At 62.4% G+C, this 25752-nt stretch carries 25 protein-coding genes; 15 read left to right on the top strand and 10 right to left on the bottom strand.

Annotated elements, in window-relative coordinates:
- Window positions 1-2: 2 nt before the first annotated feature.
- From infA to V1286_RS00580, 4 genes are all read left to right on the top strand, one after another.
- Window positions 3-287, top strand: a complete 285-nt coding sequence (gene infA, locus V1286_RS00595; protein ID WP_074819689.1) for a translation initiation factor IF-1 — start codon at window positions 3-5, stop codon at window positions 285-287.
- 269 nt (window positions 288-556) lie between these two features.
- Window positions 557-769 (top strand): cold-shock protein, encoded by a 213-nt coding sequence (locus tag V1286_RS00590; protein ID WP_002714433.1) that lies wholly within the window; start codon window positions 557-559, stop codon window positions 767-769.
- A 297-nt stretch (window positions 770-1066) separates the two neighbouring features.
- Window positions 1067-2788 (top strand): TadE/TadG family type IV pilus assembly protein, encoded by a 1722-nt coding sequence (locus V1286_RS00585; protein ID WP_334476903.1) that lies wholly within the window; start codon window positions 1067-1069, stop codon window positions 2786-2788.
- A gap of 264 nt (window positions 2789-3052) precedes the next feature.
- On the top strand, window positions 3053-3433 hold the full coding sequence (locus V1286_RS00580) for a hypothetical protein (protein WP_334476901.1): 381 nt from the start codon (window positions 3053-3055) through the stop codon (window positions 3431-3433).
- Between the two features lie 272 nt (window positions 3434-3705).
- On the opposite strand, the gene V1286_RS00575 is transcribed toward V1286_RS00580, so the two are convergent.
- The 6 genes from V1286_RS00575 to V1286_RS00550 all read right to left on the bottom strand — a co-directional run bounded on the left by V1286_RS00575 (window position 3706) and on the right by V1286_RS00550 (window position 9138).
- On the bottom strand, window positions 3706-4308 hold the full coding sequence (locus V1286_RS00575) for a TadE/TadG family type IV pilus assembly protein (RefSeq protein ID WP_334476899.1): 603 nt from the start codon (window positions 4306-4308) through the stop codon (window positions 3706-3708).
- Between the two features lie 28 nt (window positions 4309-4336).
- Window positions 4337-4894 carry a TadE/TadG family type IV pilus assembly protein gene (locus V1286_RS00570; RefSeq protein ID WP_334476897.1) on the bottom strand — a complete coding sequence of 186 codons (558 nt, stop codon included), beginning with the start codon at window positions 4892-4894 and terminating at the stop codon, window positions 4337-4339.
- A gap of 318 nt (window positions 4895-5212) precedes the next feature.
- Window positions 5213-5704: a pilus assembly protein N-terminal domain-containing protein gene (locus V1286_RS00565; protein ID WP_334476895.1), complete on the bottom strand. Its 492-nt coding sequence runs from the start codon at window positions 5702-5704 to the stop codon at window positions 5213-5215.
- A 244-nt stretch (window positions 5705-5948) separates the two neighbouring features.
- Window positions 5949-6776: a sterol desaturase family protein gene (locus tag V1286_RS00560; protein WP_334476893.1), complete on the bottom strand. Its 828-nt coding sequence runs from the start codon at window positions 6774-6776 to the stop codon at window positions 5949-5951.
- Window positions 6777-6840: 64 nt separating this feature from the next.
- Window positions 6841-8292: a hypothetical protein gene (locus tag V1286_RS00555; RefSeq protein ID WP_334476891.1), complete on the bottom strand. Its 1452-nt coding sequence runs from the start codon at window positions 8290-8292 to the stop codon at window positions 6841-6843.
- Between the two features lie 18 nt (window positions 8293-8310).
- A complete protein-coding gene (locus V1286_RS00550) occupies window positions 8311-9138 on the bottom strand; it encodes a sterol desaturase family protein (protein WP_334476889.1) in 828 nt (275 codons plus the stop codon).
- Between the two features lie 354 nt (window positions 9139-9492).
- On the opposite strand from V1286_RS00550, the gene V1286_RS00545 reads away from it, so the two are divergent.
- From V1286_RS00545 to V1286_RS00505, 9 genes are all read left to right on the top strand, one after another.
- On the top strand, window positions 9493-9657 hold the full coding sequence (locus V1286_RS00545; protein WP_334476887.1) for a Flp family type IVb pilin: 165 nt from the start codon (window positions 9493-9495) through the stop codon (window positions 9655-9657).
- Window positions 9658-9857: 200 nt separating this feature from the next.
- A complete protein-coding gene (locus tag V1286_RS00540) occupies window positions 9858-10382 on the top strand; it encodes an A24 family peptidase (RefSeq protein ID WP_334476885.1) in 525 nt (174 codons plus the stop codon).
- A 127-nt stretch (window positions 10383-10509) separates the two neighbouring features.
- Complete coding sequence (gene cpaB / locus V1286_RS00535; protein ID WP_334476883.1) at window positions 10510-11304, top strand: Flp pilus assembly protein CpaB; 795 nt, start codon at window positions 10510-10512, stop codon at window positions 11302-11304.
- A 17-nt stretch (window positions 11305-11321) separates the two neighbouring features.
- Window positions 11322-12788: a type II and III secretion system protein family protein gene (locus V1286_RS00530; protein WP_334476881.1), complete on the top strand. Its 1467-nt coding sequence runs from the start codon at window positions 11322-11324 to the stop codon at window positions 12786-12788.
- Between the two features lie 21 nt (window positions 12789-12809).
- The gene (locus V1286_RS00525) at window positions 12810-13550 is read left to right on the top strand and encodes a CpaD family pilus assembly protein (RefSeq protein ID WP_334476879.1); all 741 of its coding nucleotides are present in this window, start codon (window positions 12810-12812) and stop codon (window positions 13548-13550) included.
- Window positions 13547-14818: an AAA family ATPase gene (locus V1286_RS00520; RefSeq protein ID WP_334476877.1), complete on the top strand. Its 1272-nt coding sequence runs from the start codon at window positions 13547-13549 to the stop codon at window positions 14816-14818. Before V1286_RS00525 ends, V1286_RS00520 begins: the two co-directional genes overlap by 4 nt.
- A 22-nt stretch (window positions 14819-14840) precedes the next feature.
- A complete protein-coding gene (locus V1286_RS00515) occupies window positions 14841-16304 on the top strand; it encodes a CpaF family protein (RefSeq protein WP_334476875.1) in 1464 nt (487 codons plus the stop codon).
- 7 nt (window positions 16305-16311) lie between these two features.
- Window positions 16312-17289 (top strand): type II secretion system F family protein, encoded by a 978-nt coding sequence (locus V1286_RS00510; protein WP_334476874.1) that lies wholly within the window; start codon window positions 16312-16314, stop codon window positions 17287-17289.
- A 10-nt stretch (window positions 17290-17299) separates the two neighbouring features.
- Window positions 17300-18274, top strand: a complete 975-nt coding sequence (locus V1286_RS00505) for a type II secretion system F family protein (RefSeq protein ID WP_334476873.1) — start codon at window positions 17300-17302, stop codon at window positions 18272-18274.
- A gap of 257 nt (window positions 18275-18531) precedes the next feature.
- Here V1286_RS00505 and V1286_RS00500 read toward each other — a convergent pair whose 3' ends face one another.
- Window positions 18532-19383 (bottom strand): tetratricopeptide repeat protein, encoded by an 852-nt coding sequence (locus V1286_RS00500; protein ID WP_334476871.1) that lies wholly within the window; start codon window positions 19381-19383, stop codon window positions 18532-18534.
- A gap of 137 nt (window positions 19384-19520) precedes the next feature.
- Between V1286_RS00500 and V1286_RS00495 the strand changes: the two genes are divergently transcribed.
- Complete coding sequence (locus V1286_RS00495) at window positions 19521-20903, top strand: leucyl aminopeptidase family protein (RefSeq protein WP_334476869.1); 1383 nt, start codon at window positions 19521-19523, stop codon at window positions 20901-20903.
- Window positions 20896-21738 carry a C40 family peptidase gene (locus V1286_RS00490; protein WP_334476866.1) on the top strand — a complete coding sequence of 281 codons (843 nt, stop codon included), beginning with the start codon at window positions 20896-20898 and terminating at the stop codon, window positions 21736-21738. Before V1286_RS00495 ends, V1286_RS00490 begins: the two co-directional genes overlap by 8 nt.
- Window positions 21739-21838: 100 nt before the next feature.
- Here the strand turns inward: V1286_RS00490 and V1286_RS00485 are convergent, their stop codons facing one another.
- From V1286_RS00485 to V1286_RS00475, 3 genes are read right to left on the bottom strand one after another with little or no spacing between them, the layout of a single operon-like run.
- On the bottom strand, window positions 21839-23452 hold the full coding sequence (locus V1286_RS00485) for an ABC transporter ATP-binding protein (protein ID WP_334476864.1): 1614 nt from the start codon (window positions 23450-23452) through the stop codon (window positions 21839-21841).
- 11 nt (window positions 23453-23463) lie between these two features.
- Window positions 23464-24642 (bottom strand): ABC transporter permease, encoded by a 1179-nt coding sequence (locus V1286_RS00480; protein WP_334476862.1) that lies wholly within the window; start codon window positions 24640-24642, stop codon window positions 23464-23466.
- Window positions 24642-25751: a microcin C ABC transporter permease YejB gene (locus V1286_RS00475; RefSeq protein ID WP_334476860.1), complete on the bottom strand. Its 1110-nt coding sequence runs from the start codon at window positions 25749-25751 to the stop codon at window positions 24642-24644. Before V1286_RS00475 ends, V1286_RS00480 begins: the two co-directional genes overlap by 1 nt.
- Window position 25752 lies beyond the last annotated feature (1 nt).

Below are 25752 nucleotides of genomic sequence, written 5' to 3'. Positions count from 1 at the left end.
CCATGGCTAAAGAAGAGCTGATCCAGTTCGAAGGACTGGTGACCGAAATCCTCCCCGACGCGCGCTACCGTGTGCAGCTCGACGCCGGGCACGAAATTGTTGCCTACACCGCCGGCAAGATGAAGAAGAACCGGATCAAGACGCTGGCAGGCGATCGGGTCACGATCGAAATGTCACCCTATGATCTGGAGAAGGGCCGCCTGATCTTCCGTCACAAGGACGAGCGCCCGAGCACCGGTGCCCCGCGTGGGGGACCGCCGCGCGGCGGTCAGTTCCGCCGCCGGTAAGCGTACCCTGACGTCAGCGAAAACGCGCCCGATACGCCCATATCGTGCGCGGTCGCGGCCGGCTGGCCGGCCGAATCAAAAAAACGTGCACGTCAGGATTGTTTTGACCACTACTATCGAATAATATTAGCCATCGATTTTCGGCCGGACGACATTAGCTATCCACCGGTACAGCCGGTTTAGACGCTGACGACCCTTCCAAAAATTCGATCTCACCAGCCCATCGAAGGGTGGGCTACGACTTGTATATCTGAGAAGGGACTACCCCCGTGAGCATGGGAACCGTGAAGTGGTTTAACGCAACCAAGGGCTATGGCTTCATCCAGCCGGATGACGGCGGCAATGACGTGTTCGTGCACATCAGCGCTGTCGAGCGTGCCGGTCTTGGAACGCTGCGTGAAGGCCAGAAGATCTCCTACGAAATCGTGGCAGATCGCCGCTCTGGCAAATCTTCGGCCGACAATCTACGCGCCGCCGGATAAAGCGATTTTCCAGGGCGCGCGCGCCATGGAAAATCGCCTCTGAATGAAGCGAAAGGCCGCGCCCTTGGCGCGGCCTTTTTCGTTCGGCGATGCGGGCGATCGGCTCCCGACGAAGAACCCGCAAGCGCTGCGGCTTCACTGAGCCCTCGTAGTAAACAGATCGTAACCCATGTCCTGATATCCGGGTCCTGAAATCGGTCGCATCCGAAATCAGCCTGTTTTTCGATGATCGGATTAAGGGGCACTTAGGGGAGGCCGGGCTACGATCGCGCGCTTTTGGATAGCCAGGGGGCGCTCGTGCCATTTCGTCTTCAGCAGTATGTTTCCCGTTTCTGCCGCGATCGACGCGGCAACGTCGCGATCATTTTTACGGTCGCGGCGATCCCACTGATATCGGCCATTGGTTGCGCGGTGGATTACTCGCAGGCGACCAGAATGAAGGCCAAGCTGCAAACCGCGGCCGACGCCGCCAGCATCGCCGCGCTTTCGCAGAAGTCGCCCGGCTTTATCGCGGCCTCGACAATGACAGGCAACGGCTCGGTCAACGCCGGCGTTACGGATGCCAACAATGTCTTTGACGCCAACATGACCGGGATCACCGGCTATCAACTTGTGGATCGCACCAGCGTCGTTACGAAGACCGGAATCAAGCTCGCTGCCAGCGTCACGTTCACGGCCGACGTACCGGTAACTTTCCTGAAAGTGATTGGGTTTCAGAAACTGACGGTAACGGGCGTTTCAAGTTCGGCCGCCACGTTGCCGCCGTACCTCGATTTTTATCTGACGCTGGACGTCTCGGGGTCGATGGGCCTGCCGTCGACGCCCGAAGAGCAGAAGCGGTTGGGCAGGATCAACCCGGATAACTGGGTCCAATACCACAACTCCACCGGCATCAGTTGTACCCTGGCCTGCCATTTTGACCCGAAAATTGACCTGACAAAAAGCGCGTGCAAAGATCCCCTTGTCACCCCCCCGACCAATCCGCCTGCCAACCCCCCTACCAGTACCAATACGTATACCCAGCAGTACCACACGAATAATCATTGCATGGGCTATATATATTCGCGCCTCGGCCAGACCGCGCTCAACAACCTCATCAACCAGGCGTCGACCACGTCCGTACCGAAGCAGAAGCCTGGCTTGCCGGTGGCGATGCTTGCCGACCTGAATAATACGGTTACTCCTGGCGCGGCGAATTCGCTGATTAAAGGCAACTCCAAGAGCCGGCCGGACAGCCTGACGGCGGTTTCATCCTGCCCGACCGATGGCACCGACGACTGCATCCAGTTGCGCCTCGACGCGGTCGGCTACGCCGTGACCAAGTTGTTCGAAACCGCGAACGCCTCCAAGAAGGTTGACGACCAGTTCCGGATCGGTCTCTACCCGTTCATTCAAAAACTCTATGCCTATTTTCCGCTGACCAAAGACATCAACGGATCTTCCACCACCCCCGGCACCATCAACTACGCCGCCGCAAACCTTGCCACGCTGCTTGACACAAATACGAGTACGGACCTTGGCTCCGGCGGCACGCATATCGATACCGCGCTTGATTCGGTCAATAAAAAAATCGGCACCGGCTCCGGCGCCGTCGGCGACGGCAGCACGCCGACCACCCCGCAGCCTTACGTCTTCCTCGTCACCGACGGCGCACAAGACAACCAATACAAAGACATTCCCACTCCCTCCGTTCCCGGCGGCTGGCACGACAGCAACCGCGCCACCACGATTGATAAACAGGGCACCCTGGCGACCGTTCCCGTCTGCGAAACCCTCAAGGGCCGCGGCGTCATCGTTTCCGTGCTCTATATTCCCTATCAACCGGTCTCACCCGTGGTTACGACCTTTGCCGGCGACGAAGACACCTATGCCAACAACAACATTCAGTATATTCCGGCCAGCCTGCGGAAATGCGCGTCGCCTGGCTTCTTCTACACCGCGAACACGCCCGCTGAAATCGCCGCGTCGCTGAACGCCATGTTCAATCACGCGCTGCAGACCGCGCATCTTACGAACTAACCTGGCAGAAGGCGGTGCCGACGACGCCTTGAAGTAAACATCGAGCCTCAGAAAGCCCCGGAGCGATCCGGGGCTTTTTATTGATCGGCCGCACAGGGTGGATGCCGTGATTGCGCGCGGCTCGATGGCGTGGAGCGGCAAGGCCATCGGACGAACCGCGGAGACGCCAAGCGTCGATTTGTGCCGTTGATTTGGGCTGGCCATCAGACCTCCAATGGGCCGTTTGGCCGCGGGCCTCGTCTTTAAAATCGGCCAGGATTACGGATGACCTACGAGGCCGGCGTTTTCTTCTTCGCGTTCTGTCTTACGGCGGCAGGTGTGCAGGAGGATCACGATGAGATCGGTTGTCCGTTCCGTAGCCGGCACAAGCAGGCGATGAATCGGGGAATTCCGGGTTGCTCGCGCGCAATAGATCATGATCCGATCGGATTGAATTGGATCACGGATGTCTTTGCGGATGATCTGCCGGCAAACGCTTCGCGTTTGTCCCGAGCGAAAACGGTTCCCGCTTTGCGCCAACGCAGCCCTGCGGGTCCGATCATGCTCTGGCAGCCAAAGTCCCACGATGGCGTTGGGCAGAGGTCCCTTGTGTCATTAGAGCGTGATGACTTTTCTTCGAATCGTCATCCCGCTCCATCTCTTTGATTTGAGCATGATCTCCGCGCAAACGTTCCGCGTTTGTCGCGAGGGAAAACCGGTACCCACTTTTCCGGATCATGTTCTAGTGGAGAGTCTGGACTCATCCGCCTTGGATGTAACGCTGCTATACGGGGCCGCTTTCCAATGCAGCGGATCACGCCGGCGCTTACCGAAGCCTGAACAAATGCAGCGCCACGAATACAGCGCCGATCCTCCTCCAGGAGAAGGTCGCGCGGCGAACGGTGCAAGTTGCGAAGGTTATCCGAGACTACCTGCCGTCACAGCGGCGTCGCACAGTCGGAGAAGCCAGCCGTCGGATTTAAGACGCAGAGCACCTGCCGCGGACGCGTGTAAGCGGTATCGTTAAAGGGGATGCCAGTCTTCGCCACCATATAACCGATGGCCGGTACATACCTGTAGCTGACCTCGCTCCAAATCACAAATGTCCCCTTGGCCACGACGAGACCTGGCGGCAACACCACAATATCACCTGGATTATGAGGCGGCGTCGGCGCGATCGTGACAAGGCCTGCTGTACTGATCGTCAAACCCTTGCTCCACTGAACCCGAGCGACCCCCGAGGTTTTATCGACGTAAACCTCCGTGACCGAGGATATCAACGGCGATGGCGAATAGGGTGTCATGATCGCCTTTGCCGCTTCACCAAAACTGATGATATCGGCATCCGCCACACTCGCCATCTGAGACGTCAGATCGGAAAGCGTTCGCGCCACCTGGGTGGCCTTGCGATCCACGGCAATAGCCGACGATATCTCGACCACCCCGAAGTACATCACCACCATGATTGGAAAGACGAAGGCGAACTCGACGGCCGCGAGACCGCTGCGATCATCCAACAGACTGCGCACGCGAAGCGACATCTTCCGCATCGGGGATACCATCATCGCATCACGGCTCTACATGAAAAGCGGCGGTCGCAGAGAGCAGCCGCTTGCTGCCGTTGAGATTTCCAATGTTGTAGCCGAGTTTGGTCACGAACAGCGGCCATTGATAGAAGGCGCGAATCACGACGGTATTGGGAGAGCCGGCTGGCGGCAGAGAATATGCGAAAGTTCCGGTAAAGTTTCCACTGACGATCGGATCGGTAATCGTAATCGTGGTGCCTGGGGCAAAGACCTTCACATCCACAGTAATGTTCCCCAGATTGCCTCCTACACAGTTGAACATCACCTTGATGCGATCGCAGAGTTTGGTCTTGAACGTATCTTCGGTCATGGCACTGTCCTGAGCCTCATGCGTGAGCATCAGCCGCGCGGCGTCCTGCGTTCCCTGCTCCAGAAGCTGGCCTGCGAAAAATACAATCGCCGTCTCGAGAATCGCAAACAGCATGCAGAAGAACAACGGCGCAACCAGCGCGAACTCGACGGCGGCCGAGCCCCGTCGGTTGCGGCGAAATCGGTCCAGCGCATTTCTTACAGGAACGGTTGCAACAGCGGGTGACGACATCGAAAATCCCCAGACGGCAGCGGTTATCCGCCTGCAAGAACTATCTGAAAGTGATTGTGGAAGTGTTTCGTCGAACCGAAGCAGAGCGGCCCGGCCCGCTAACCGGCCGTTAACTGTCTTCAGAGGGGCTCACACAGGCGGGATCGATTCGCGGACAGGATGATGTGCTGACGCGCCGACAAGCTTGCGCCGAGCCGTCGGGAAGAACCGGCTGGGTGTCTAGAGCAAGGCGGAAAATGGTTCGGGTGCAGAAATACGTCGGAGCAAAAACCGGAGCTTCGGTTCTGATTCGATCAGAACCGAAAGCACTCAGTTTGCCTATTTGGTCCCGGCGCTGGCGGCTTGACCGCTGAGAGAACCGGCCTGGTCGATCGCCGATCTGAAGTAGGTCTCGCCGTCGCCAAGGGTGACGCGGCGCTGGCAGATCGGCATGCAGCTATAGGATTCCCGCTCGACGCCGCGGTAGACGGTGACGAGTTGATCGGTCGGGCCTTCGACCTGGATCTGGCGGTCCACCAGCACCTCGCCGTTGCGGTCCATGGCGATGAAATTGGTCGCGCCGTAGCCCTTGCCGGTGACGACGACGATGCCGCCGCTCTGCAGGGTCACGTCGGCAATCAGCGGGTTTCCGACCACGATGGTGGAGACCTTGGCAGGAAGCTTCACGAGCTTTGCCTGATCGACATAGACGGCGATGCGGTCGGGATCGGGCGCGGCCAGACAGACGGCCGGCCACAGCAGGAGACCTGCGGCGAGGGAACGCAATCCAAAACGCGCGCGCGCGCGAATACGCTGGGACTTGAACGACATACTTTACCCCGGGGCATCAACAAGCCGGCAATGGCGATACGCAGCGGAACCGGCGCCCGACAACGGTGAATCTGACGACAATTCATGAACAAAGGGCAAATAGGCCCCGAAACGGGGCAAGAAATCCGCGGCAAGCGTGATTAATAGATCATGATCTCCGCGCAAACGCGTTCCGGGTTTGGAAAACCGGCAACCGCGTTTCCCTTGCGACAAACGCGCTCCGCGTTTGCGCGGAGATCATGTGCTATTTGCGGAACGGATAGGCCAGCTGCCCGATGATTTCGCGGGGAAACGAGGACTGATCGTCCACGCCATATTGGACCGGCAGCGTGCCTTTCGGCATCCGGAAGGTCCCGAACAGGATGTCCCAGAGCGGAAAGGTGCCCGCGAAATTGGTGTCGCCGCCCTCCTCGCGGGGGGTGTGGTGCCAGCGGTGAAACACCGGCGTCGCCACGACATATCTAAACGGGCCGAGTGTCCAGTTGAGGTTGGCGTGAACGAACGCCGAATGGAAGATGTTGAACGGCCCGAGCCAGAGCATCACACCCGGCGAAATGCCGGCCATCAGCAGCACGACATCGACCCCGATGGTACCTAACAGCAGGTTGACGGGGTGAAAGCGCGCCGCCGAGATCCAGTCCACATCCTCCGACGAGTGGTGGATGGCGTGGTATTTCCAGAACCCGCCGCCATGGAACATGCGGTGCAGCCAGTACATCATGAAATCGGCCGCGATCAGGAACAGGATCGCCTGCAACCATAGTGGCAGCCTCGACAGCGGGCCATGGCCGTTGTCGTAGAAGGCGATCAGCTCGTCGGCGTCGTGAATTCCAAACACCAGGGCCGCGCCGAGCACCAACAGGGCGATGCGGAACACGCGCGCGAACAGCGGCACCAGGAACCAGTAACAGATGTCGGTGACGAGCTCGCGCTTGCGCCACCAGGGCCTGCCGGGATTGCAGGCCCAGAAATGCGCCAGCACCGAGAACACGAGCGCCAGCGCGATCGTGACCGGCACCACCTTGGCCAAGGTCTGGCCAAGCATCTCGACGACTTCGGTCGGCAGGTTCATCCGGCCCGCGTATCAGAATCCCGGTCCGCCCGCCAGTTCGGGTCTAGAGTCCGGTTCTGATTGATCAGTTGGCCGTACGAACGTGCAGTACGGCGTTCTTGTCAGCGTAGGCGCGCCGCCAGCCGCCAATATGATCGAGCAGGCCCACCGCAGGCGTACCCGGCGTCAGCAGCACGGCCTCGATGTCCCACTTCTTGAGAATGTCGAGAAACTGGTTGACGTCCTTGAGCTGCATCGCGCGGTAATAGGCCATCTCGAACGCTTCACCGTAGAGCTCGGCGCGCCCGTCGATGAACACGGGCATCTGCCGCCATATCAGATAGCCGGCAAACGGAAGATCGTTGAGAACCCGCCTCGGATTATGCGCCTTCAGCGCATCGACAGCCGCCGCCGGCGACTGGTTTTCGGGCGGTGCGAAGGTGGTGTTGGCTGCGAGCAGCCACGTCCAGCCGCCGAGCAGGGCCAACACCACCGCCATCACGGACATCGGGGCGCCGGTGCGGGCGAGCCAGGCCGGCCGCAGCGCGAACTGCGATGCCACCGGCGCGAGCACCACGATCGGCAGCAGCAGCGCGAAGATCTCGACATTCCTGACATGCGACAGCGCCATATGCAGCAGGCCCAGCACCAGCGCAATCCGCGGCGGCGTGAGCTTGACGCCGGCGTAGAGCGCGCCGGCGATCGGCGCGAGGATCGCCAGCTCGAACATGCTGAATTTGCTGAAATCCGCCGGCATCCATTCATAGATCAGATGCAGGAGTTCGCCGAGATCAAGGATCTTGCGTGCGGCAAGGATTGATCCCCACCCGTAAGGCGTGGCGCAGCAGGCCACCAGCGCGCCAATACCGAACGCCGCCCAGCGCAGCACCACAGACCTTTGCTGCGCGCGATCAGCATTCCACAGCGCATCGAGCGCAAACGCGCCGACCAGCACGAGGCCGAACACGAATCCGCCGTGCAGGTTCGCCCACACCGCGATCAACGGCAGCAGCCATGGCGACGGCGCCTGGCCGCGCTCGCTCGCCGATATCAACCCGTTCGCCCACGCGAGAATGATCGGCAGCACCAGCACATGCGGGCGCGCCAGAAAATGCCCCATCGAAAGAGCCAGCGCCACCATCGCGACGGCGACCGCATAGACCGCGGGAACGCGGCGGCCGAGAATGTGAATGAATAGTGCGAAGGTTGCGGCGATGCAGCCGGCGGCGAGAACCACCGGTCCGATCCAGCCTACCAGGTTGTAGCTCGTTGCGTACAGCACCTGCGCCAGCCAGGACGATGATGTCCACGGCTCGCCTGCCTTGGTGAAGGAGTAGATGTCGACGCGCGGCAAGGCGTTGTGTTCGAGGATCCACTGACCCACGGCGGTCTGCCAATAGGTATCGGAATCGCCCAGAAGCTGGCTGCCGTTGATCAACAGCAGCGCATAGACGACGATCCCGACCCAGAGCCATGCCGGAACGTCGCCAAGGCTCAAGGCGTTGTCCCGACGGATCGCTCCAGCGTCAGTGGTCATGAAGACTCCGCCCAGGCCCTAGTGGCGGAATGGATAGGCCAATTGCCCGCCGATCTCGGTGGGGACCTCCTGGTCGTCCACGCCGTAATTGTCGGGCAGCCGGTTCTCCGGCATCCGGAACGTTCCGAACAGGATGTCCCAGAGCGGGAAGGTACCCGCGAAATTGGTATTGCCGCCTTCTTCGAGCGAGGTGTGATGCCAACGATGGAAGACCGGCGTGGCGAGCACGTATTTGAACGGCCCGAGCGTCCAGTTCAGGTTGGCGTGGACGAAGGCGGAGTGGAAGGTCGTGAACGGCCCGACCCACAGCATGACGTTGGGCGAGATGCCGGCCATCAAGAGGATGACGTCGACCAGGATTGTTCCGATGAACAGGTTGACGGGGTGAAACCGCGCCGCGGAGATCCATTCGAGATCCTCCGAGGAATGATGGATGGCATGGTATTTCCAGAACCCGCCGCCGTGAAACATGCGGTGCAGCCAGTACAGCACGAAGTCCGACGCAACGAGGAACAATAGCGCCTGCACCCAGAGCGGAAGCTGCGACAGCGGTCCATGGCCATTGTCGTAGAATGCGATCAGCTCGTCCGCCTCATGAATGTTGAAGACGACCGCAGCGCCGAGCACCAGCAAGCCGATGCGGAAGACGCGCGCAAATACCGGCACGAAGAACCAGTAGCAGATGTCAGTAATGAGCTCGCGCTTGCGCCACCACGGTTTGCCCGGGTTGCAGGCCCAGAAATGCGAGAGCACCGTAAATACCACGGCGAGCGCGATCGTCACCGGAGCGACCTTCGCCAACGTCTGGCCCAGCATCTCGATGACTTCAAATGGCAAACTGGACATGACGGCCTCATTCGATCGGAGAGATCAAGAGGTATCCGCTCGCGCTTAAGGAGCCGTGAATCAAAGCATCGAAGCCTTTTCGATGCTCGGCTGTTACTGGCGGAGGACGCGCGACCCGGAAACAGGTGGCGCATGAGCAAGCGAACGCTCGCGAAGCCGCGCTTGCATTTCATCTGATGCTTTAATGCAGTGTTTACCGTGCTCAAGAACAGCGAGTTCCAAGCATTTTTGCGTGATCGAATTAACTGCGTCGAAATTGTCGCACCCTAGGGTCACGACATGGTCACGGTGCTGAGAACGCCGGCAAGACCAAACTTAAGTTCGACCAGCCACGTGTACACAGGAGTTACATAGATGAAGAATCTCGTTTCGCGTTTCGTGAAGGATGAGTCCGGCGCCACCGCCATCGAATACGGCCTGATTGCCGCCGGCATCGCGATCGCGATCATCACCGCCGTTCAGGGCGTCGGCACCCAGCTGAAGACCAACTTCAACACGATCTCGACCTCGCTGAAGTAAGCGACGGTTGCGAGCTAACTAACGCAAAGGCCCCGGCAAGCCGGGGCCTTTGCTGCTTCTAACAAGGCGCGCGCCGATCTGACAAAGCCGTCGAGCCTCGCACGTCCTGAAATCTTCCGCCGTTTCCCGATTTTTCACTTCTCGTAGCTAGGCTCGGCCAGAGCCCGGATCTCGGGTCAACTTGCAGCCTGCGTGAATTCATGATCCTCGATACCGCCCGCCTCCTGCTGTTTCCGGCTCTGATGGCATTCGCAGCCGCGAGCGACCTGTTCACGATGACGATTTCGAACCGGGTGTCGCTGGCGCTGATCGCCGGCTTTGTGGCGCTCGCGGTGCTGGGCGGCATGGGCCTGCACGACATCCTCCTGCATTTCGGCGCCGGCGCGGCCGTCCTGGTGGTGGCCTTTGGCTGCTTCGCGATGGGATGGGTCGGCGGCGGCGACGCCAAGGTCGCGGCCAGCGTGGCACTCTGGTTCGGTTTCGACCATCTCCTCAATTATTTGCTCTATGTCTCGCTGCTCGGCGGGGCGTTGACGGTGCTGCTGATTCAGTTCCGGCAATGGCCGCTGCCTTCCCTGCTTACGGGACAGCCATGGCTGAACCGGCTGCACGACAAACAGAGCGGGATTCCCTACGGCATCGCGCTCGCCATCGGCGCGCTGATCGTCTATCCGCAGACCGAATGGATCAAGGCTATCGACCTCGCTCACCTCGCGATGCGCTGATCAAACGTCGCTAACTTTCCGTTAAGGCAATTTACACACGCCTCATTAACCATGCTTTGACGAATAGCTGGTCAACTCCCATCACGGCGGCGGAAGCGTCGCAGCGTAATGTGGAAAGTGAAGCGTAATGAATACCGCACGCATTGTGGTCCTGGCCATCGCCATCGGCGCCGGCGGCATTGCCGCATATCTCGCCAGCGGGTCCGACGACAAGCCAGCGCCGGCCCAGCCGGTCACGCAGCTGCAGACCGTCGATATTCTCGTCGCCAAATCGGATATCGCCCTTGGCCGCTCGGTCAAGCCGGACGATCTGCAATGGCAGACCTGGCCGGCCGCGACCGCCAGCAGCAGCTTCATCAGCCGCGCCAGCAAGGCCGACGCCATCAAGGAAATCACGGGCTCGATCGCGCGCGCGCCGTTCATCGCGGGCGAACCGATTCGCGAACAGAAGCTGGTGAAGGCCGACGGCTCCGGCTTCATGGCGGCGATCCTGCCCGCCGGCTACCGGGCCATCTCCACCGAAATTTCACCGGAAACCGGCGCCGGCGGCTTCATCCTGCCGAATGATCGCGTCGACGTGATTCTTACCAAGCGCGACAAGAGTCCGGACGGCAAAGGCCCGGATATCCCCGGTTCAGAGGTCATCCTCGCCAATGTCCGCGTTCTGGCCATCGACCAGGCGCCGAAGGAAAAAGAAGGCAGCAGCTCGCTGGTCGGCAGGACGGTCACCCTCGAATTGAAGCCCGAGCAGGCCGAGACGCTGGCGCGATCGCGCCAGAGCGGCTCGCTGACGCTGGCGCTGCGCAGCATTGCCGACGTCAACGCGGTCGAGAAGCCGGACGACCAACAACTCAACAAGCGCGGCGAAAGCCTCAACGTCATTCGTTACGGCGTTGCCAGCCAGCAGACGATGCAGAAGTGACCGAAAGGACGCACGATATGAAGTGCAGGGAAATTCAGCCGATGATGCGAACGTTCATCGTCCGCGCCCTGTCGTTTTCGGCTGTGGCTGCTCTCACGCTCAATCCGGCGCTGACGCCGGTGCTGGCTAGCGACTATCGCGTTGCTGCGCCGGCCACCACCGACGGACAGATGAACGCACGGTTCGTTTCGCTCGGGATCGGCAAATCGTTCGTGATCGACCTGCCGCGGGAGATCAAGGACGTACTGGTCGCCGATCCGAAGATCGCCAACGCCGTCGTCCGCTCGACCCAGCGCGCCTATATCATCGGCGCCGCGGTCGGCCAGACCAACATCGTCTTCTTCGATTCCACAGGCGCGCAGATCGCGGCCTACGACATCGCGGTCAAGCGCGACCTCAACGGCGTGCGCGCCGCGCTGAAGCAGTCGCTGCCGAATTCGGACATCCTGATCGAGGGCGTCGGCGACGGCGTGGTATTGAGCGGCACCGCGGCGAGCCCGATCGAGGCGCAGCAGGCCGCCGATATCGCCGCCCGCCTGGTGAACGGCACCGAGAAGGTCGTCAATTCGATCGCCGTTCGCGGCCGTGACCAGGTGATGCTGAAGGTCACGGTCGCCGAAGTCCAGCGCTCGGTCATCAAGCAACTCGGCATCGATCTCAGCGCCAGCATGACCTACGGCACATCCGTTGTTAAGTTCACCAACAACACCCCATTCACCGCAAACAGTGCGCCGCTCGTCGCCGGCAACGCCCTTACCGGGAGTTTCGGCTCGACGCCATCTGTGCAGGCGACGCTGCGCGCGATGGAAAGCGCCGGTGTCGTGCGAACCATTGCCGAGCCTAACCTCACAGCCATTTCCGGCGAGTCCGCAACCTTTATCTCGGGCGGTGAATTTCCCATTCCGGCCGGCGTGACCTGCCAAACGACCACGGGCGGCACCATCGGACAATGCGTCCAGACCGTCAGCTTCAAGAAATTCGGCATCTCACTCAACTTCACGCCGGTCGTGCTGACGGAGGGACGGATCAGCCTTCGGGTGATGACCGAAGTGTCGGAAGTCTCGACCGAAAACGCTCTGACCGGCGGTGCCGGTGGAACGACCATTCCCTCGATCAAGACCCGCCGCGCCGAGACGACGCTGGAAATTCCGTCCGGCGGCGCGATGGCCATGGCCGGCCTGATCCAGGAACAGACCAAGCAGGCGATCAACGGTCTGCCGGGCCTGGCGCAACTGCCGGTTCTCGGCACGCTGTTCCGCAGCCGCGACTTCGTCAACAACCAGAGCGAACTGATGGTTCTGGTCACGCCCTATGTGGTGCGCGCGGTGGCGCAGAAGGACCTGTCGCGGCCCGATGACGGCTTTGCCGCCACCTCGGACCCGCAGGCCGACCTGCTCGGCAGCATCAATCGCATCTACGGCGTTCCGGGCCGTGTCGAGAAGGCTCGGAATTATCGCGGCACCTACGGCTTTATTACGGACTGAGGCGGGACGATGACACCGAGGATGAAATCAAAAAAGCCCGCCGATCCCAGGCGCGCCCTCTGCCTGGCGGGAGCGCTGATCGGTCTTTCCGTGGCGCTCAGTGCCTGCAAGCACAGCACCGATGTGGTGACGACGGCGGCCGTGCCCGACGACTATCGCCAGCGCCATCCGATCGCGGTGCAGGAAGCCGACCGCTCGATCGTGGTTTTCGTCGGCCGTGGACGCGGCGGCCTTTCCGCCTCCCAGCGCGCCGACGTGATGTATCTGGGCCAGACCTGGATGCGGGAAGGCACCGGCATCATCAGCATCGACGTGCCCGTCAATACGCCGAACGCGCGGGCGGCCGAAGATTCATTGCGCGAGATCCAGGCGACACTTGCCGCCGCCGGCGTGCCGCCGCGCGCGACCAATGTCCGCCAGTATCGCCCCGAAGATCCCAGGCACATGGCTGCGATCCGCCTCAACTATCCGAAGATTTCGGCGGTGGCCGGCCCATGCGGGCTGTGGCCGGAGGACCTCGGACCGTCGATCAACAACAGGAGCTATTTCGAAAACAAGCCGTATTACAATTTCGGCTGCTCCAATCAGCGCAATCTGGCGGCGATGGTCGACAACCCGTCGGATCTCGTGCAGCCGCGTCCCGAAACCCCAGCCTTCGCGCCGCGCCGTGGTGTAGCCTTCGACAAATATCGCAAGGGCATCTCCACCGCGACCACTTACTCCGAGAGCGAAAAGGCCAAACTCAGCGATACCGGCAAATGATCACTTACTCGCGCCAGAATACAGAACAGCAGCCGGAAATCACGGCGCCGTCCACCGAGGATCACATCGCGCCGGCGCCGCGGGTGTCGGTGCAGGCTTTCTGCGAGACGGTGGAAACCGCGGCCGCCGTGCAGTCGGCGGGCGAAGACCGCCGCCTCGGCAAGGCTCACCTCAAGATTCAGATGGGCGGCATGGCCGCCGCGGTCGAGGCCTACCGCTCGGCCCCGACCCCGAACGTCATCATCCTGGAAACCGAAAACCGCAACGACATTCTCCTCGGCCTCGACCAGCTCGCCACCGTCTGCGACGCCGGAACCCGCGTGATCGTGATCGGACGCATCAACGACGTCATGCTCTATCGCGAACTGGTGCGCCGCGGCGTCAGCGACTACGTCATCGCCCCGGTCAGCGCCATCGACGTCGTGCGCTCGGTCTGCAACCTGTTCTCGTCGCCGGAAGCCAAGGCCGTCGGCCGCATCATTGCCATCGTCGGCGCCAAGGGCGGCGTCGGCGCGTCCACCGTCGCCCACAACGTCGCCTGGGCGATCGCGCGCGATCTGGCGCTGGATTCCGTGGTCGCCGATCTCGACCTCGCTTTCGGCACCGCCGGCCTCGACTACAATCAGGACCCGCCGCAGGGCATCGCGGATGCGGTGTTCTCGCCCGACCGGGTCGATACCGCGTTCCTCGACCGCCTGCTGTCGAAATGCACCGACCACCTCAGCCTGCTGGCGGCGCCGGCAACGCTCGACCGGGTCTACGATTTCGGCGCGGAGGCGTTCGATTCGATCTTCGATACGCTTCGCACCACGATGCCCTGCATCGTGCTCGACGTCCCCCATCAATGGTCGGGATGGACCAAGCGCGCCTTGATCGCAGCCGACGACATCCTGATCGTCGCGGCGCCCGATCTCGCCAATCTGCGCAACACCAAGAACATCTTCGACCTCTTGAAGGCATCCCGGCCGAACGATCGCGCCCCGCTCTATTGCCTCAATCAGGTCGGCATCCCGAAGCGTCCGGAGATCCCCGCCGCCGAGTTCGCCAAGGCGATCGAAAACCACCCGATCGCCACGATACCGTTCGAGCCGCAAATCTTCGGTTCGGCCGCCAACAACGGCCAGATGATCGCGGAAATCTCCGCAACCCATCGCACCACCGAGATGTTCCTGCAGATCGCGCAGCGGCTCACCGGCCGCGGCGAGACCAAGAAGCCGAAGAGTTCGTTGCTGTCACCTTTGATCGAGAAGTTGCGGGCCAAGAAGTAGGTCGCCTGCGTGGAGTGCCATCGTGTTCGGTAAGCGTAGTGGAAATGATAGCGATACGCGGGCGCTGAGGCCCGCCATCCAGGCGCCGGAGCCGGTTGCCGCCGCGGTAGCAACGCGCGAGGTCGCCGCGCCGACCGTGGCTTCGCCGCCGATCGCCCCCGCCAAGGCGCCGCCCGCCCCCGCCATGGAGGCGCGGCGATCCGACAATTACTACCAGGTCAAGGCGACCATCTTCGGCGCCCTGATCGAGGCGATCGACCTTGCCCAGCTCGCCAAGCTCGACGGCGAGTCCGCGCGCGAGGAAATCCGCGACATCGTCAACGAGATCATCGCGATCAAGAACATCGTGATGTCGATCGCCGAGCAGGAAGAGCTGCTCGACGATATCTGCAACGACGTGCTCGGCTACGGCCCGCTGGAGCCGCTGTTGTCGCGCGACGACATCGCCGACATCATGGTCAACGGCGCCGGCACGGTGTTCATCGAAGTCGCCGGCAAGATCCAGAAGACCGGCATCCGCTTCCGCGACAACCAGCAGCTGCTCAACATCTGCCAGCGCATCGTCAGCCAGGTCGGCCGGCGCGTCGACGAATCCTCGCCGATCTGCGACGCCCGCTTGGCCGACGGCTCCCGCGTCAACGCCATCGTGCCACCGCTGGCGATCGACGGGCCCGCCCTCACCATTCGTAAGTTCAAGAAGGACAAGCTGACGCTCGACCAGCTGGTCAAGTTCGGCGCGATCTCGCCGGAAGGCGCGCAGATCCTGCAGATCATCGGCCGCGTTCGCTGCAACGTTCTGATCTCGGGCGGCACCGGCTCGGGCAAGACCACGCTGCTGAACTGCCTGACCCAATTCATCGAGGAGGACGAGCGCGTCATCACCTGCGAAGACGCCGCCGAACTTCAGCTGCAGCAGCCTCACGTGGTGCGGCTGGAAACCAGGCCGCCCAACATCGAAGGCGAAGGCCAGGTCACGATGCGCGAACTCGTCCGCAACTGCCTGCGTATGCGCCCCGAACGCATCATCGTCGGCGAAGTCCGCGGACCCGAGGCATTCGACCTGCTGCAGGCCATGAACACCGGCCACGACGGTTCGATGGGAACGCTGCACGCCAACAACCCGCGCGAAGCCCTGTCACGCTGCGAATCGATGATCACGATGGGCGGCTTCTCGCTGCCCTCGCGCACCATCCGCGAGATGATCTGCGCCTCGATCGATGTCATCGTGCAGGCCGCGCGCCTGCGTGATGGCTCGCGCCGCATCACCCACATCACCGAGGTGATGGGCATGGAGGGCGACACCATCATCACCCAGGATGTGTTCCTGTACGACATGGTCGGCGAAGACGCGAACGGCAAGATCATCGGGCGGCACCGCTCGACCGGCATCGGACGTCCGCGGTTCTGGGAACGGGCGCGATATTACGGCGAAGAGAAGCGGCTTGCGGCCGCGCTCGACGCCGCCGAAGTCACCGAAACGACGTGAGGAGTCCATGAGCATACAGACGCTCGCACTGGCGTTTCTCGCCGCTACCGCCATTGGCGGCCTGGCCTGGGTATTCATCTATCCATCGCTGTCGGGCCAGAGGAAGGCCGAATCTCGCCGCGCCTCGATCGCGCGTTCCGACGCTCCGGCGCGTCAGGCCGAGAAAACCCAGCGTTCGCGCCGTGAGCAGGTCGAGGGATCGCTGAAGGAACTCGACGCGCGACGCAAGAAGGAGAAGTCCGTCCCGCTCACCACCCGCCTAGCACAGGCGGGTTTGGGATCCTGGACACCCCAGAAATTCTGGATCGTATCAGGCATTTCCGGCGCGGTCGGATTCGTGCTCGCCTTTGTGATCGGCGGCAGCCTGCTGGGCGCCGCCGTGATGGCTTTCGGCACCGGCCTCGGCCTGCCGCGCTGGGTCCTGGGCTTTCTCAAGAAGCGCCGCGAGAAGGCGTTCCTGAAGGCGCTGCCCGACGCCGTCGACGTCATCGTGCGAGGCATCAAGGCCGGTCTGCCGCTGTTCGAATCGATCAAGGTGGTGGCAGCCGATTCACCCGAGCCGCTCAGGAGCGAATTCAGCGCCATCATCGAAACCCAGACCATCGGCATGCCGCTCGGCGAGGCCTGCGCGCGGCTATATGAGCGGATGCCGCTACCGGAGGCAAACTTCTTCGGCATCGTGGTCGCGATCCAGCAGAAGTCGGGCGGCAACCTGTCGGAAGCGCTCGGCAACCTCTCCAAGGTGCTGCGCGACCGCAAGAAGATGGGGGAGAAGATCAAGGCGATGTCGACGGAAGCCAAGGCCTCCGCGAGCATCATCGGCTCGCTGCCGCCGATCGTGATGCTGCTGGTCTGGATGTCGACGCCCGACTACATCGCGCTGCTCTGGACCCATCAAATCGGTCAGCTCATGCTGGTGTGCTGCGTCGTCTGGATGACGATCGGCGTCCTGGTGATGCAAAAAATGATCAATTTCGACTTCTGACGGTGCAGCCATGATTGATTTTCTGATCGCCAAGATGCACGACGCGCGGTTCATGACGATGCTGCTTGCCGCCATCGCGGCGAGCGCGACCGCCTATACGCTGATCATGCCGCTGTTTGCCGGCGAAGGCCTCGCCAAGCGCATGAAGGCGGTTGCCAGCGAGCGCGAACGGCTCCGGCAGCGCGAGCGCGAGCGCCTCGTCAAATCGGAAAAGGTGTCGCTGCGGCAAACCCCGAAGCAACTCGTTTCCAAGGTGGTGGAAGATTTCAACCTGACCAAATGGCTGGCGCAGGAAGCCGCGCGCGACAAGCTGATCATGGCCGGCTATCGCGGCCACGCGCCCTACGTCACGTTCCTGTTTGCCCGCGCGGTGACACCGATCGTACTGTTTATCGGCGCGGCCCTCTATGTGTTCGTGATTACGCAGATGGACAAATCGCTGACGGTCAAGCTCGGCATCTGCGTCGCCGCCGCCTATCTCGGGCTGCAGGCCCCGATGCTGTTCCTGAAGAATGCCATCAGCAAGCGCCAGCTCTCGATCCGCCGCGCCTTTCCCGACGCACTCGACCTGCTGCTGATCTGCATCGAGTCCGGCATGTCGGTCGAAGTCGCCTTCCGCAAGGTCGCCACCGAAATTACATCGCAGTCGATCGCGCTGTCGGAGGAATTCTCGCTGACCACGGCCGAATTGTCCTACCTGCAAGACCGCAAGGTGGCTTACGAGAACCTGGCCAAGCGCACCGGCCTTGAGGGCGTGAAGTCGGTCTGCCTGGCGCTGATGCAGTCGGAACGCTACGGCACTCCGCTCGGCCAGAGCCTGCGCGTGATGGCGCAGGAAAACCGCGACATGCGGATGAACGAGGCCGAGAAGAAGGCGGCCGCGCTGCCGCCGAAGCTCACCGTGCCGATGATCCTGTTCTTCCTGCCGTGCCTGTTCATCGTCATTCTCGGACCGACCTACATCAAGATCCAGATGATGCCGTAACGCGAACAGCGGGCGCGGCGGACGCCGCGCCTTCGACCGTCGTCGTCGCGCGGGCTTGCTGCCTCGCCAGGACTTCGGCAAGCCGGAAAGGCCACGGCAAAATCTTGACACAGAAGTCTTGACGCAGAAGTGTTGGGGTGCCGCAGTTTGGCCGACGCGAGGACAAGGCGTGGCGGTACGCCGCGCCGCCGGGCGCGATTACGAACAGCTCTGGAATACTGGATCCCCGCCTTGGCGGGCGTTGACGACTGCGATAATCAGTCGGGCCGGTTGAGGGCTGCGACCGGGACAGTCGCCTTGTTGCCGGGACGCGAATTGTCCTTGTCCTTGCGGCTCAGCATTTCCCGCAAATAGGCCACGTTGGCGGTCGCCTCGTCGGCCGGCAGGTCGCCCTTGGCGATGGTCTCGGCTTCCGCGAAGCGGCCCTGCAGGCCGACCACGAGCGCCAGGTTCTGCCGCACCCTTGCGTCGGCGCGGGGATTGGAATGGGCGCGCCGCAGCGTCTCCTCGGCTTTCGGCAATTCCCGCGTCAGCATGTAGGAGAGACCGAGATTGGACAGCACCGACGGCTCTTCCGGCACGATCTTCAGCGCGCTCGCATAATAGCCGCGGGCCTCCTCGTGCTTGCCCATCTTGTCGAGCGTGGTGCCCTGCACTGAAAGAATGCGCCAGTCGGGATTGGCGGGTGAATGGGCGCGGCTGAGCACGTCGAAGGCCGCCTGCGAATTGCCGTTATCGGCGAGCGCGCGACCGTAAGCGGCAAGCAGCGCCTTGTTGCCGGAATTGGCGATGGTGGCCTGTTCGAGCACGGCGGCGGCCTGGGCCCGCTGGCCGGTGGCGCGGAGCGCCTGGCCGTATCCCAAGGCCGCCTCGGCATCCTTGGGATTGGCGCGATATCGCTCGCCGTAAACCTCGACCGCGCGGCGCGGATCGTCGGGAGCGGCTTGCGCCTTGGAGGACGATGACGATGAGGTCAGCGACCCCGTTATGTCGGACATGGTCTGGCAGCCGCCAAGGCCTGCGGCGAGAACCGCCGTCACGGCCGCGGAGGAGAGGAACCGAGCGAGAGACCCGGCAAGAGACCGGGAATAGCTGGACTGTCGACGCATGGCACTTCAACTCACGGGGAAATGGCTGACGAATGGAGCCGAACGAGCCAGCAATAGACTGTTAACCCTAACGACCGGTTAATTGGCCGTGCTATGCCATCGGCACCACCCCACCCGTCCCCTTCCGCGAGACCCGCATGCAATCCCCGTTCGAGACCGCGCCCGACGCCGCTGCCATTCCGATCATTTTCGCCACCAAAACGAATTGGGCCGCGATCGCCAGGGAGCTTCCCGAGCAGGCCCGGCAGTTTGCGGCGGCCAATGACTTCACCGCCAAGCCCGGCAAATGCCTGACGTTGCCCGCGCCCGACGGGAAGATCGCACAGGTCGTTTTCGGCATCGAGGAAGAGAGCAGCAAATCCCGCGATCTGTTCAGGCCCGGCGCCCTGCCGGGCCTGCTGCCGCCGGGCGTCTATCGCTTTGCCAATGCGCCGCATGATGTGCGGCTCGCGACGCTGGCCTTTGCGCTCGGCACCTATCGGTTCGGCCGCTATCGCAAGGCGGAACGGCCCGACGTCCGGCTGGTGCCGCCCGACGGCATCGATGTCACCGATATCGCGCGGATGGCGGAGGCGGCAGCACTTGCGCGCGACCTGATCAATACGCCGTCGAACGATATGGGCCCGGAAGAACTGGCGCAGGCGGCGCAAGCGTTGGCGACGCGATTCGGCGCCACGTTCAACTGCATCATCGGCGATGAGCTCGTGAAGCAGAACTTTCCGCTGATCCACGCCGTCGGCATGGCCTCGACGCGCGCCCCGCGCCTGATCGATCTGAGCTGGGGCGATCCCGCCCATCCCAAAGTGACGCTGGTCGGCAAGGGCGTCTGTTTCGACACCGGCGGCCTCGACCTGAAGCCGTCGAGCGGCATGTTGATCATGAAAAAGGACATGGGCGGCGCCGCCAACGTGCTGGCGCTGGCGCAGATGGTGATGGATGCGAAGCTGAAGGTCCGGCTACGCGCGCTGATCCCCGCGGTCGAGAACGCGGTGGCCGGCAACGCCTTCCGCCCGCTCGACATCTTCCAATCGCGCAAGGGACCGACGGTGGAGATCGGCAACACCGACGCCGAGGGACGGCTGGTGCTGGCGGATGCATTGGCGCTGGCGGACGAAGAGAAGCCGGATCTACTGGTGGACCTCGGCACCCTGACGGGAGCGGCGCGGGTGGCGTTGGGGCCGGATTTACCGCCCTTTTACACCCATGATGAGACACTGGCCGAAGCCGTTGCCGCCCACGCAAAAGGGGAGAACGATCCGTTGTGGCGAATGCCGCTGTGGCCGCCTTACGATTCCTGGCTCGATTCCAAAGTGGCCGACATCAACAACGCACCGTCCGGCGGCTTTGCCGGCTCGATCACCTGCGCGCTGTTCCTGCAGCGCTTCGTCACCGATGCAAAGAGCTGGCTGCATGTCGATATCTACGGCTGGACGCCTTCGGCAAAACCCGCGCGTCCCGAAGGCGGTGAATGCCAGGCCGCTCGCGCGATCTACAAACTGCTGAGCGAACGCTATGGATGATCCGCGCCTGACGCCGGCACGGCCCGAAGTCGCCGCGAAATATCTCGAAGGCAAGGTGAAGGCCGCGCGCTTCGTCGTGGGCGAGGAATTTGGCGTGCGCGATGCCATCGCGCCAATGCGCGAGGGACCTGCTGCGGATGCCATGCTGTCGACGCAAGCGCTGAAGGGCGAGCGCGTCACCATCTACGACCACAACGGCGAGGGCTTTGCCTGGGGGCAACTGAACAGCGACGGCTATGTCGGCTGGATTCCGGATGCGGCGCTGACAAAGCCTGCGGCCGCGCCGACGCACAAGATCACCGCTTTGCGGACGTTCGCGTTCCCGGGCCCGTCGATCAAGCTGCCGCCGGTCGAGACGCTTTCTTTGGGTGCGCGCGTAACGGTTGCCCGTGAAGACGGCGCGTTCGCCGTCACGGACGAAGGCTGGTATCTGCCGCGACGGCATGTCGGCAGCCTCGACGCGATGGAAAAGGATTTCGTCGCGGTCGCCGAAGGTTTCGTCGGCACGCCCTATCTGTGGGGCGGCAAGAGCTCGCTCGGCATCGATTGCTCCGGCCTCATCCAGGTTTCACTGAACGCCGCCGGCACCGGCTGCCCGCGCGACAGCGATATGCAGCAGGATGGGCTCGGTCGAACACTCGACGCAGCCGAGGCGAAGCGATTACAACGCGGCGACCTGATTTTTTGGAAAGGCCACGTCGCCATCGTCCGCGACGCCGACACCATCGTGCACGCCAACGCGCATCACATGGCGACCGTGATCGAGAACACCCAAGAGGCAATTGCGCGGATCAAGGCGGTCGGCAGCGAGGTCACGGCGATCAAGCGGTTGTAGCCGCAAGCTTCACCGTCATCACCCGCCTGCAGGTGATGACGGTATTCCAGAGAACTGGCGATTGAGCCGAGAAGCCGCGGCGTATGAATGACGACCTCTACTACGCCTCCGGCACGGCCTCGATCCGGAACGCGGCGGCGAACAGGGCGCGGGTGTAGTCGCTCTTCGGGTTCTTGAAGAGCTCCGCGGCGGGCCCCTCCTCCACCACCTTGCCGTGGCGCATCACGATCAGGTGGCTCGCCAGCGAAGCCACGACGCGCAGATCGTGCGAGATGAACATGTAGGTCAGGTCGCGCTTGCGCTGCAACTCGCGCAACAGGTCGACCATCTGCGCCTGGAACAGCATGTCGAGCGCTGAGGTCGGCTCGTCCAGCACGACGAAATTCGGCTCCAGCACCACCGCGCGCGCGATCGAGATACGCTGGCGCTGGCCGCCGGAGAATTCATGCGGATAGCGGAAGCGCGTTTCCGGATCGAGGCCGACGTCTCGCAGCGCCTTGACGACGCGCGTCTCGCGCTCCTCATACGACAGCGACTTCTGATGCACGCTCAATCCCTCGGCGACGATATCGCCGACCGACATGCGCGGGCTCAGCGCGCCGAACGGGTCCTGAAACACGATCTGCATGTCGCGGCGGAACGGCAGCATAGCCTTGAAGCGCAGGCCCTGGATGTTGTTGCCGAGGAACACGATCGGGCCATCAGAGGAAATCAGCCGGAGCAGCGCCAGCCCCAGCGTGGTCTTGCCCGAGCCGGATTCGCCGACAACGCCGAGCGTCTCGCCCTTGCGCACCGCGATGCTGACGCCATCCACCGCCTTGATATGACCGACGGTCGAGCGCAACAGCCCGCGCTTGATCGGAAACCAGACCTTGAGATTGTCGGCCGACATCACCACCGGCTCGTTGGGCCGCGGCGGCGCCGGATCCGGCTTCGGCTCTGCCGCAAGCAGCGCGCGGGTATAGGCATGTTTCGGCGCGGTGAAGACCTCTTCGACCGGTCCCTGCTCGACGATCTTGCCCGAATTCATCACGCAGACGACGTCGGCGATGCGGCGGACGATGCCGAGGTCATGGGTGATGAACAGCATGCTCATGCCGAGCCGCGACCTGATTTCGGCGAGCAGCGCCAGGATCTGGGCCTGCACGGTGACATCGAGCGCGGTGGTGGGCTCGTCCGCGATCAAAAGGTCCGGCTCGTTGGCGAGCGCCATCGCGATCATGACGCGCTGGCGCTGGCCGCCGGACAGTTGATGCGGATAGCTCTTCAGCCGGGTTTCGGGATCGGGAATGCCGACCTGCGTCAGGAGCTCCAGCGTCCGCGCCCGCGCCGTCTGTCCGCTAATGCCGCTGTGCAGGAGCAGAATCTCGCCAATCTGCGCCTCGATCGTGTGCAGCGGATTGAGCGAGGTCATCGGCTCCTGAAAGATGATCGAGATGTCGTTGCCGCGGATCTCGCGCATCTCGCTTTCCGCCGCGGTCAATAGCTCGCGGCCGCGGAAGCGGATGTTGCCAGAGGGATGCGAGGCGCCCGGATACGGCAACAGCTTCAGGATCGACAATGCGCTGACGGACTTTCCGGAGCCGGACTCGCCGACGAGGGCCACGCATTCGCCGCGCTTGACGGAAAACGAGACCTGATCGACCGCGAGCGTGTTGCCGAACGCCACCGAGAGGTCGCGGACATCGAGCAGGGGCTGATTGATAGCGTCCATGCCCGTGGCCCCTACCTGAACGTCTTGCGCGGATCGAAGGCGTCGCGCGCGGCTTCGCCGATGAAGATCAAAAGCGACAGCATGATTGCGACCGAGAAGAAGCCGGTGAAACCGAGCCAGGGCGCCTGCACGTTTGCCTTTGCTTGCGACAGCAATTCGCCGAGCGACGGCGAACCGGGCGGCAGGCCGAAGCCGAGAAAATCCAGCGCCGTCAGCGTCATCACCGAGGACGACACAATGAAGGGCAGGAACGTCATCGTCGCGACCATCGCGTTCGGCAACAGGTGACGGAACATGATCACCGGATTTGAAACGCCGAGCGCCCGCGCCGCCTGGATATATTCAAAATTTCGTCCGCGCAGGAACTCGGCGCGCACCAGCCCGACCAGGGACACCCAGGAGAACAACAGCAAGATGCCGAGCAGGACAAAGAAGCCCGGCACCAGCACCGAGGACAGAATCAGCAGCAGATACAGCGAAGGAATGGCAGTCCAGACCTCGATCAGCCGCTGGAAGGTCAGATCGATCCAGCCGCCGAAATAGCCCTGCACGCCGCCGGCCGCGATGCCGATGATCGAGGAGACAATCGTCAGCGTCAGGCCGAACAGCACCGAAATGCGAAAACCATAGATCAGCCGCGCCACGACGTCGCGGCCCTGGTCGTCGGTGCCGAGCCAGTTGTATTCGAGGTCGCTGCAGCCCTTGAGGCCCTTTTTCTGCACGACCTCCTTGCACTGCGCTTCGGTGAGCATCCAGGTCGGCGGCGACGGCGCCGGCGTCGGCAGGTCGAGATTATGGGTGTGGTAGGAAAAGCGAATCAGCGGCCAGATGACGGTGCCACCCTTTTCCGCGATCTGCTTCTGCAAGTAGGGATCGCGATAGTCGGCAGCGGTCTCGAAGTCGCCACCGAAAGTGGTTTCGGAATAGGTGACGAAGGCGGGCCAGTAGAGATGCCCGTCATATTTGATCAGGAACGGCCGGTCGTTGGCGATCAACTCTGCAAACAGCGAGACCACGAACAGGACCGCAAATACCCAGAACGACCAGTAGCCGCGGCGGTTTGCCTTGAAATTATGCCAGCGGCGACGATTGAGCGGCGAAGGCTGGAAGGCGTGGCGCACCGGCGGCACGACTTCGCCGAGCGGTGACTGCGTGGTGGTTTCGACCGGCTGGGGCGCGAGCATCGCCATCAGACTTCCCTCGCCTCAAAATCGATCCTCGGATCGATCCACATATAAGCGAGGTCGGAGATCAGGTTGACCACGAGACCGACCAGCGAAAAGATGAACAGTGTTCCAAATACCACGGGGTAATCGCGGTTCAGCACGCTTTCGAATCCGAGCAGGCCGAGGCCGTCGAGCGAGAAGATGGTTTCGATCAACAGCGAGCCGGAGAAAAAGGCGTGGATGAACGCACTCGGGAAGCCGGCGATCACGATCAGCATCGCATTGCGGAAGATGTGATTGTAGAGGACCTGCCGCTCGCTGCAGCCCTTGGCGCGCGCGGTCATGACATATTGCTTGCGGATCTCATCGAGGAACGAGTTCTTGGTGAGCAGCGACATGGTGGCGAAGGCGCCGAGCGCCATCGAGAGCAGCGGCAGCGTGATGTGCCAGAAATAGTCGATGATCTTCCAATACCAGGGAAACTGCGCCCAGCCGTCCGAGGTCAGGCCGCGCAGCGGAAACACGTTGAAAAACGAACCGCCGGCGAACAGCACGATCAGGAGAATAGCGAACAGAAATCCCGGGATCGCAAAGCCGATGATGATCACGCCCGAGGTCCAGGTGTCGAACTTTGATCCGTCCTGCACAGCCTTTCGGATGCCGAGCGGGATCGAGATCAGGTAGGTCAGGAGCGTCATCCAGATGCCGAGCGACATCGAGACCGGCAGCTTCTCCTTGATGAGCTGGATCACGCTGACATCGCGGAAATAGCTCTTGCCGAAATCGAAGCGTGCGAAATTCCACAACATCAGCGCAAAACGCTCGGGCGCCGGCTTGTCGAAGCCAAACTGGACTTCGAGCTTCTTGATAAAGTCAGGATCGAGCCCCTGCGCGCCGCGATATTTCGAACCGACGGCGTCCGCCGCCGCGCCGGCCTGGTTGCCGCGCGCGCCGAAATCGCCACCGCCGCCCGATACCCGCGACGTGCCGCCAGTGTCGGCGCCCGAGAGCTGCGCGATGACCCGTTCAACCGGGCCTCCGGGCGCGAACTGCACGACCACAAAGGAGACGAACAGGATTCCCAGAAGCGTCGGGATCATCAGGAGAATGCGGCGGGCGATATAGGCCGTCATG

The sequence above is a fragment of the Bradyrhizobium algeriense genome, from assembly GCF_036924595.1.
GTDB classification, from domain to species: domain Bacteria; phylum Pseudomonadota; class Alphaproteobacteria; order Rhizobiales; family Xanthobacteraceae; genus Bradyrhizobium; species Bradyrhizobium algeriense.
This window is presented reverse-complemented; position numbering and strand designations above follow the sequence as displayed.

Bases quoted from the DNA above. Each gene is read 5' to 3' on its own strand.
- infA (WP_074819689.1), top strand. From the start codon at position 3: ATGGCTAAAGAAGAGCTGATCCAGTTCGAAGGACTGGTGACCGAAATC.
- V1286_RS00580 (WP_334476901.1), top strand. From the start codon at position 3,053: ATGACCTACGAGGCCGGCGTTTTCTTCTTCGCGTTCTGTCTTACGGCG.
- V1286_RS00575 (WP_334476899.1), bottom strand. From the start codon at position 4,308: ATGTCGCTTCGCGTGCGCAGTCTGTTGGATGATCGCAGCGGTCTCGCG.
- V1286_RS00570 (WP_334476897.1), bottom strand. From the start codon at position 4,894: ATGTCGTCACCCGCTGTTGCAACCGTTCCTGTAAGAAATGCGCTGGAC.
- V1286_RS00565 (WP_334476895.1), bottom strand. From the start codon at position 5,704: ATGTCGTTCAAGTCCCAGCGTATTCGCGCGCGCGCGCGTTTTGGATTG.
- V1286_RS00560 (WP_334476893.1), bottom strand. From the start codon at position 6,776: ATGAACCTGCCGACCGAAGTCGTCGAGATGCTTGGCCAGACCTTGGCC.
- V1286_RS00555 (WP_334476891.1), bottom strand. From the start codon at position 8,292: ATGACCACTGACGCTGGAGCGATCCGTCGGGACAACGCCTTGAGCCTT.
- V1286_RS00550 (WP_334476889.1), bottom strand. From the start codon at position 9,138: ATGTCCAGTTTGCCATTTGAAGTCATCGAGATGCTGGGCCAGACGTTG.
- V1286_RS00545 (WP_334476887.1), top strand. From the start codon at position 9,493: ATGAAGAATCTCGTTTCGCGTTTCGTGAAGGATGAGTCCGGCGCCACC.
- V1286_RS00540 (WP_334476885.1), top strand. From the start codon at position 9,858: ATGATCCTCGATACCGCCCGCCTCCTGCTGTTTCCGGCTCTGATGGCA.
- cpaB (WP_334476883.1), top strand. From the start codon at position 10,510: ATGAATACCGCACGCATTGTGGTCCTGGCCATCGCCATCGGCGCCGGC.
- V1286_RS00530 (WP_334476881.1), top strand. From the start codon at position 11,322: ATGAAGTGCAGGGAAATTCAGCCGATGATGCGAACGTTCATCGTCCGC.
- V1286_RS00525 (WP_334476879.1), top strand. From the start codon at position 12,810: ATGAAATCAAAAAAGCCCGCCGATCCCAGGCGCGCCCTCTGCCTGGCG.
- V1286_RS00520 (WP_334476877.1), top strand. From the start codon at position 13,547: ATGATCACTTACTCGCGCCAGAATACAGAACAGCAGCCGGAAATCACG.
- V1286_RS00510 (WP_334476874.1), top strand. From the start codon at position 16,312: ATGAGCATACAGACGCTCGCACTGGCGTTTCTCGCCGCTACCGCCATT.
- V1286_RS00505 (WP_334476873.1), top strand. From the start codon at position 17,300: ATGATTGATTTTCTGATCGCCAAGATGCACGACGCGCGGTTCATGACG.
- V1286_RS00500 (WP_334476871.1), bottom strand. From the start codon at position 19,383: ATGCGTCGACAGTCCAGCTATTCCCGGTCTCTTGCCGGGTCTCTCGCT.
- V1286_RS00495 (WP_334476869.1), top strand. From the start codon at position 19,521: ATGCAATCCCCGTTCGAGACCGCGCCCGACGCCGCTGCCATTCCGATC.
- V1286_RS00490 (WP_334476866.1), top strand. From the start codon at position 20,896: ATGGATGATCCGCGCCTGACGCCGGCACGGCCCGAAGTCGCCGCGAAA.
- V1286_RS00485 (WP_334476864.1), bottom strand. From the start codon at position 23,452: ATGGACGCTATCAATCAGCCCCTGCTCGATGTCCGCGACCTCTCGGTG.
- V1286_RS00480 (WP_334476862.1), bottom strand. From the start codon at position 24,642: ATGGCGATGCTCGCGCCCCAGCCGGTCGAAACCACCACGCAGTCACCG.
- V1286_RS00475 (WP_334476860.1), bottom strand. From the start codon at position 25,751: ATGACGGCCTATATCGCCCGCCGCATTCTCCTGATGATCCCGACGCTT.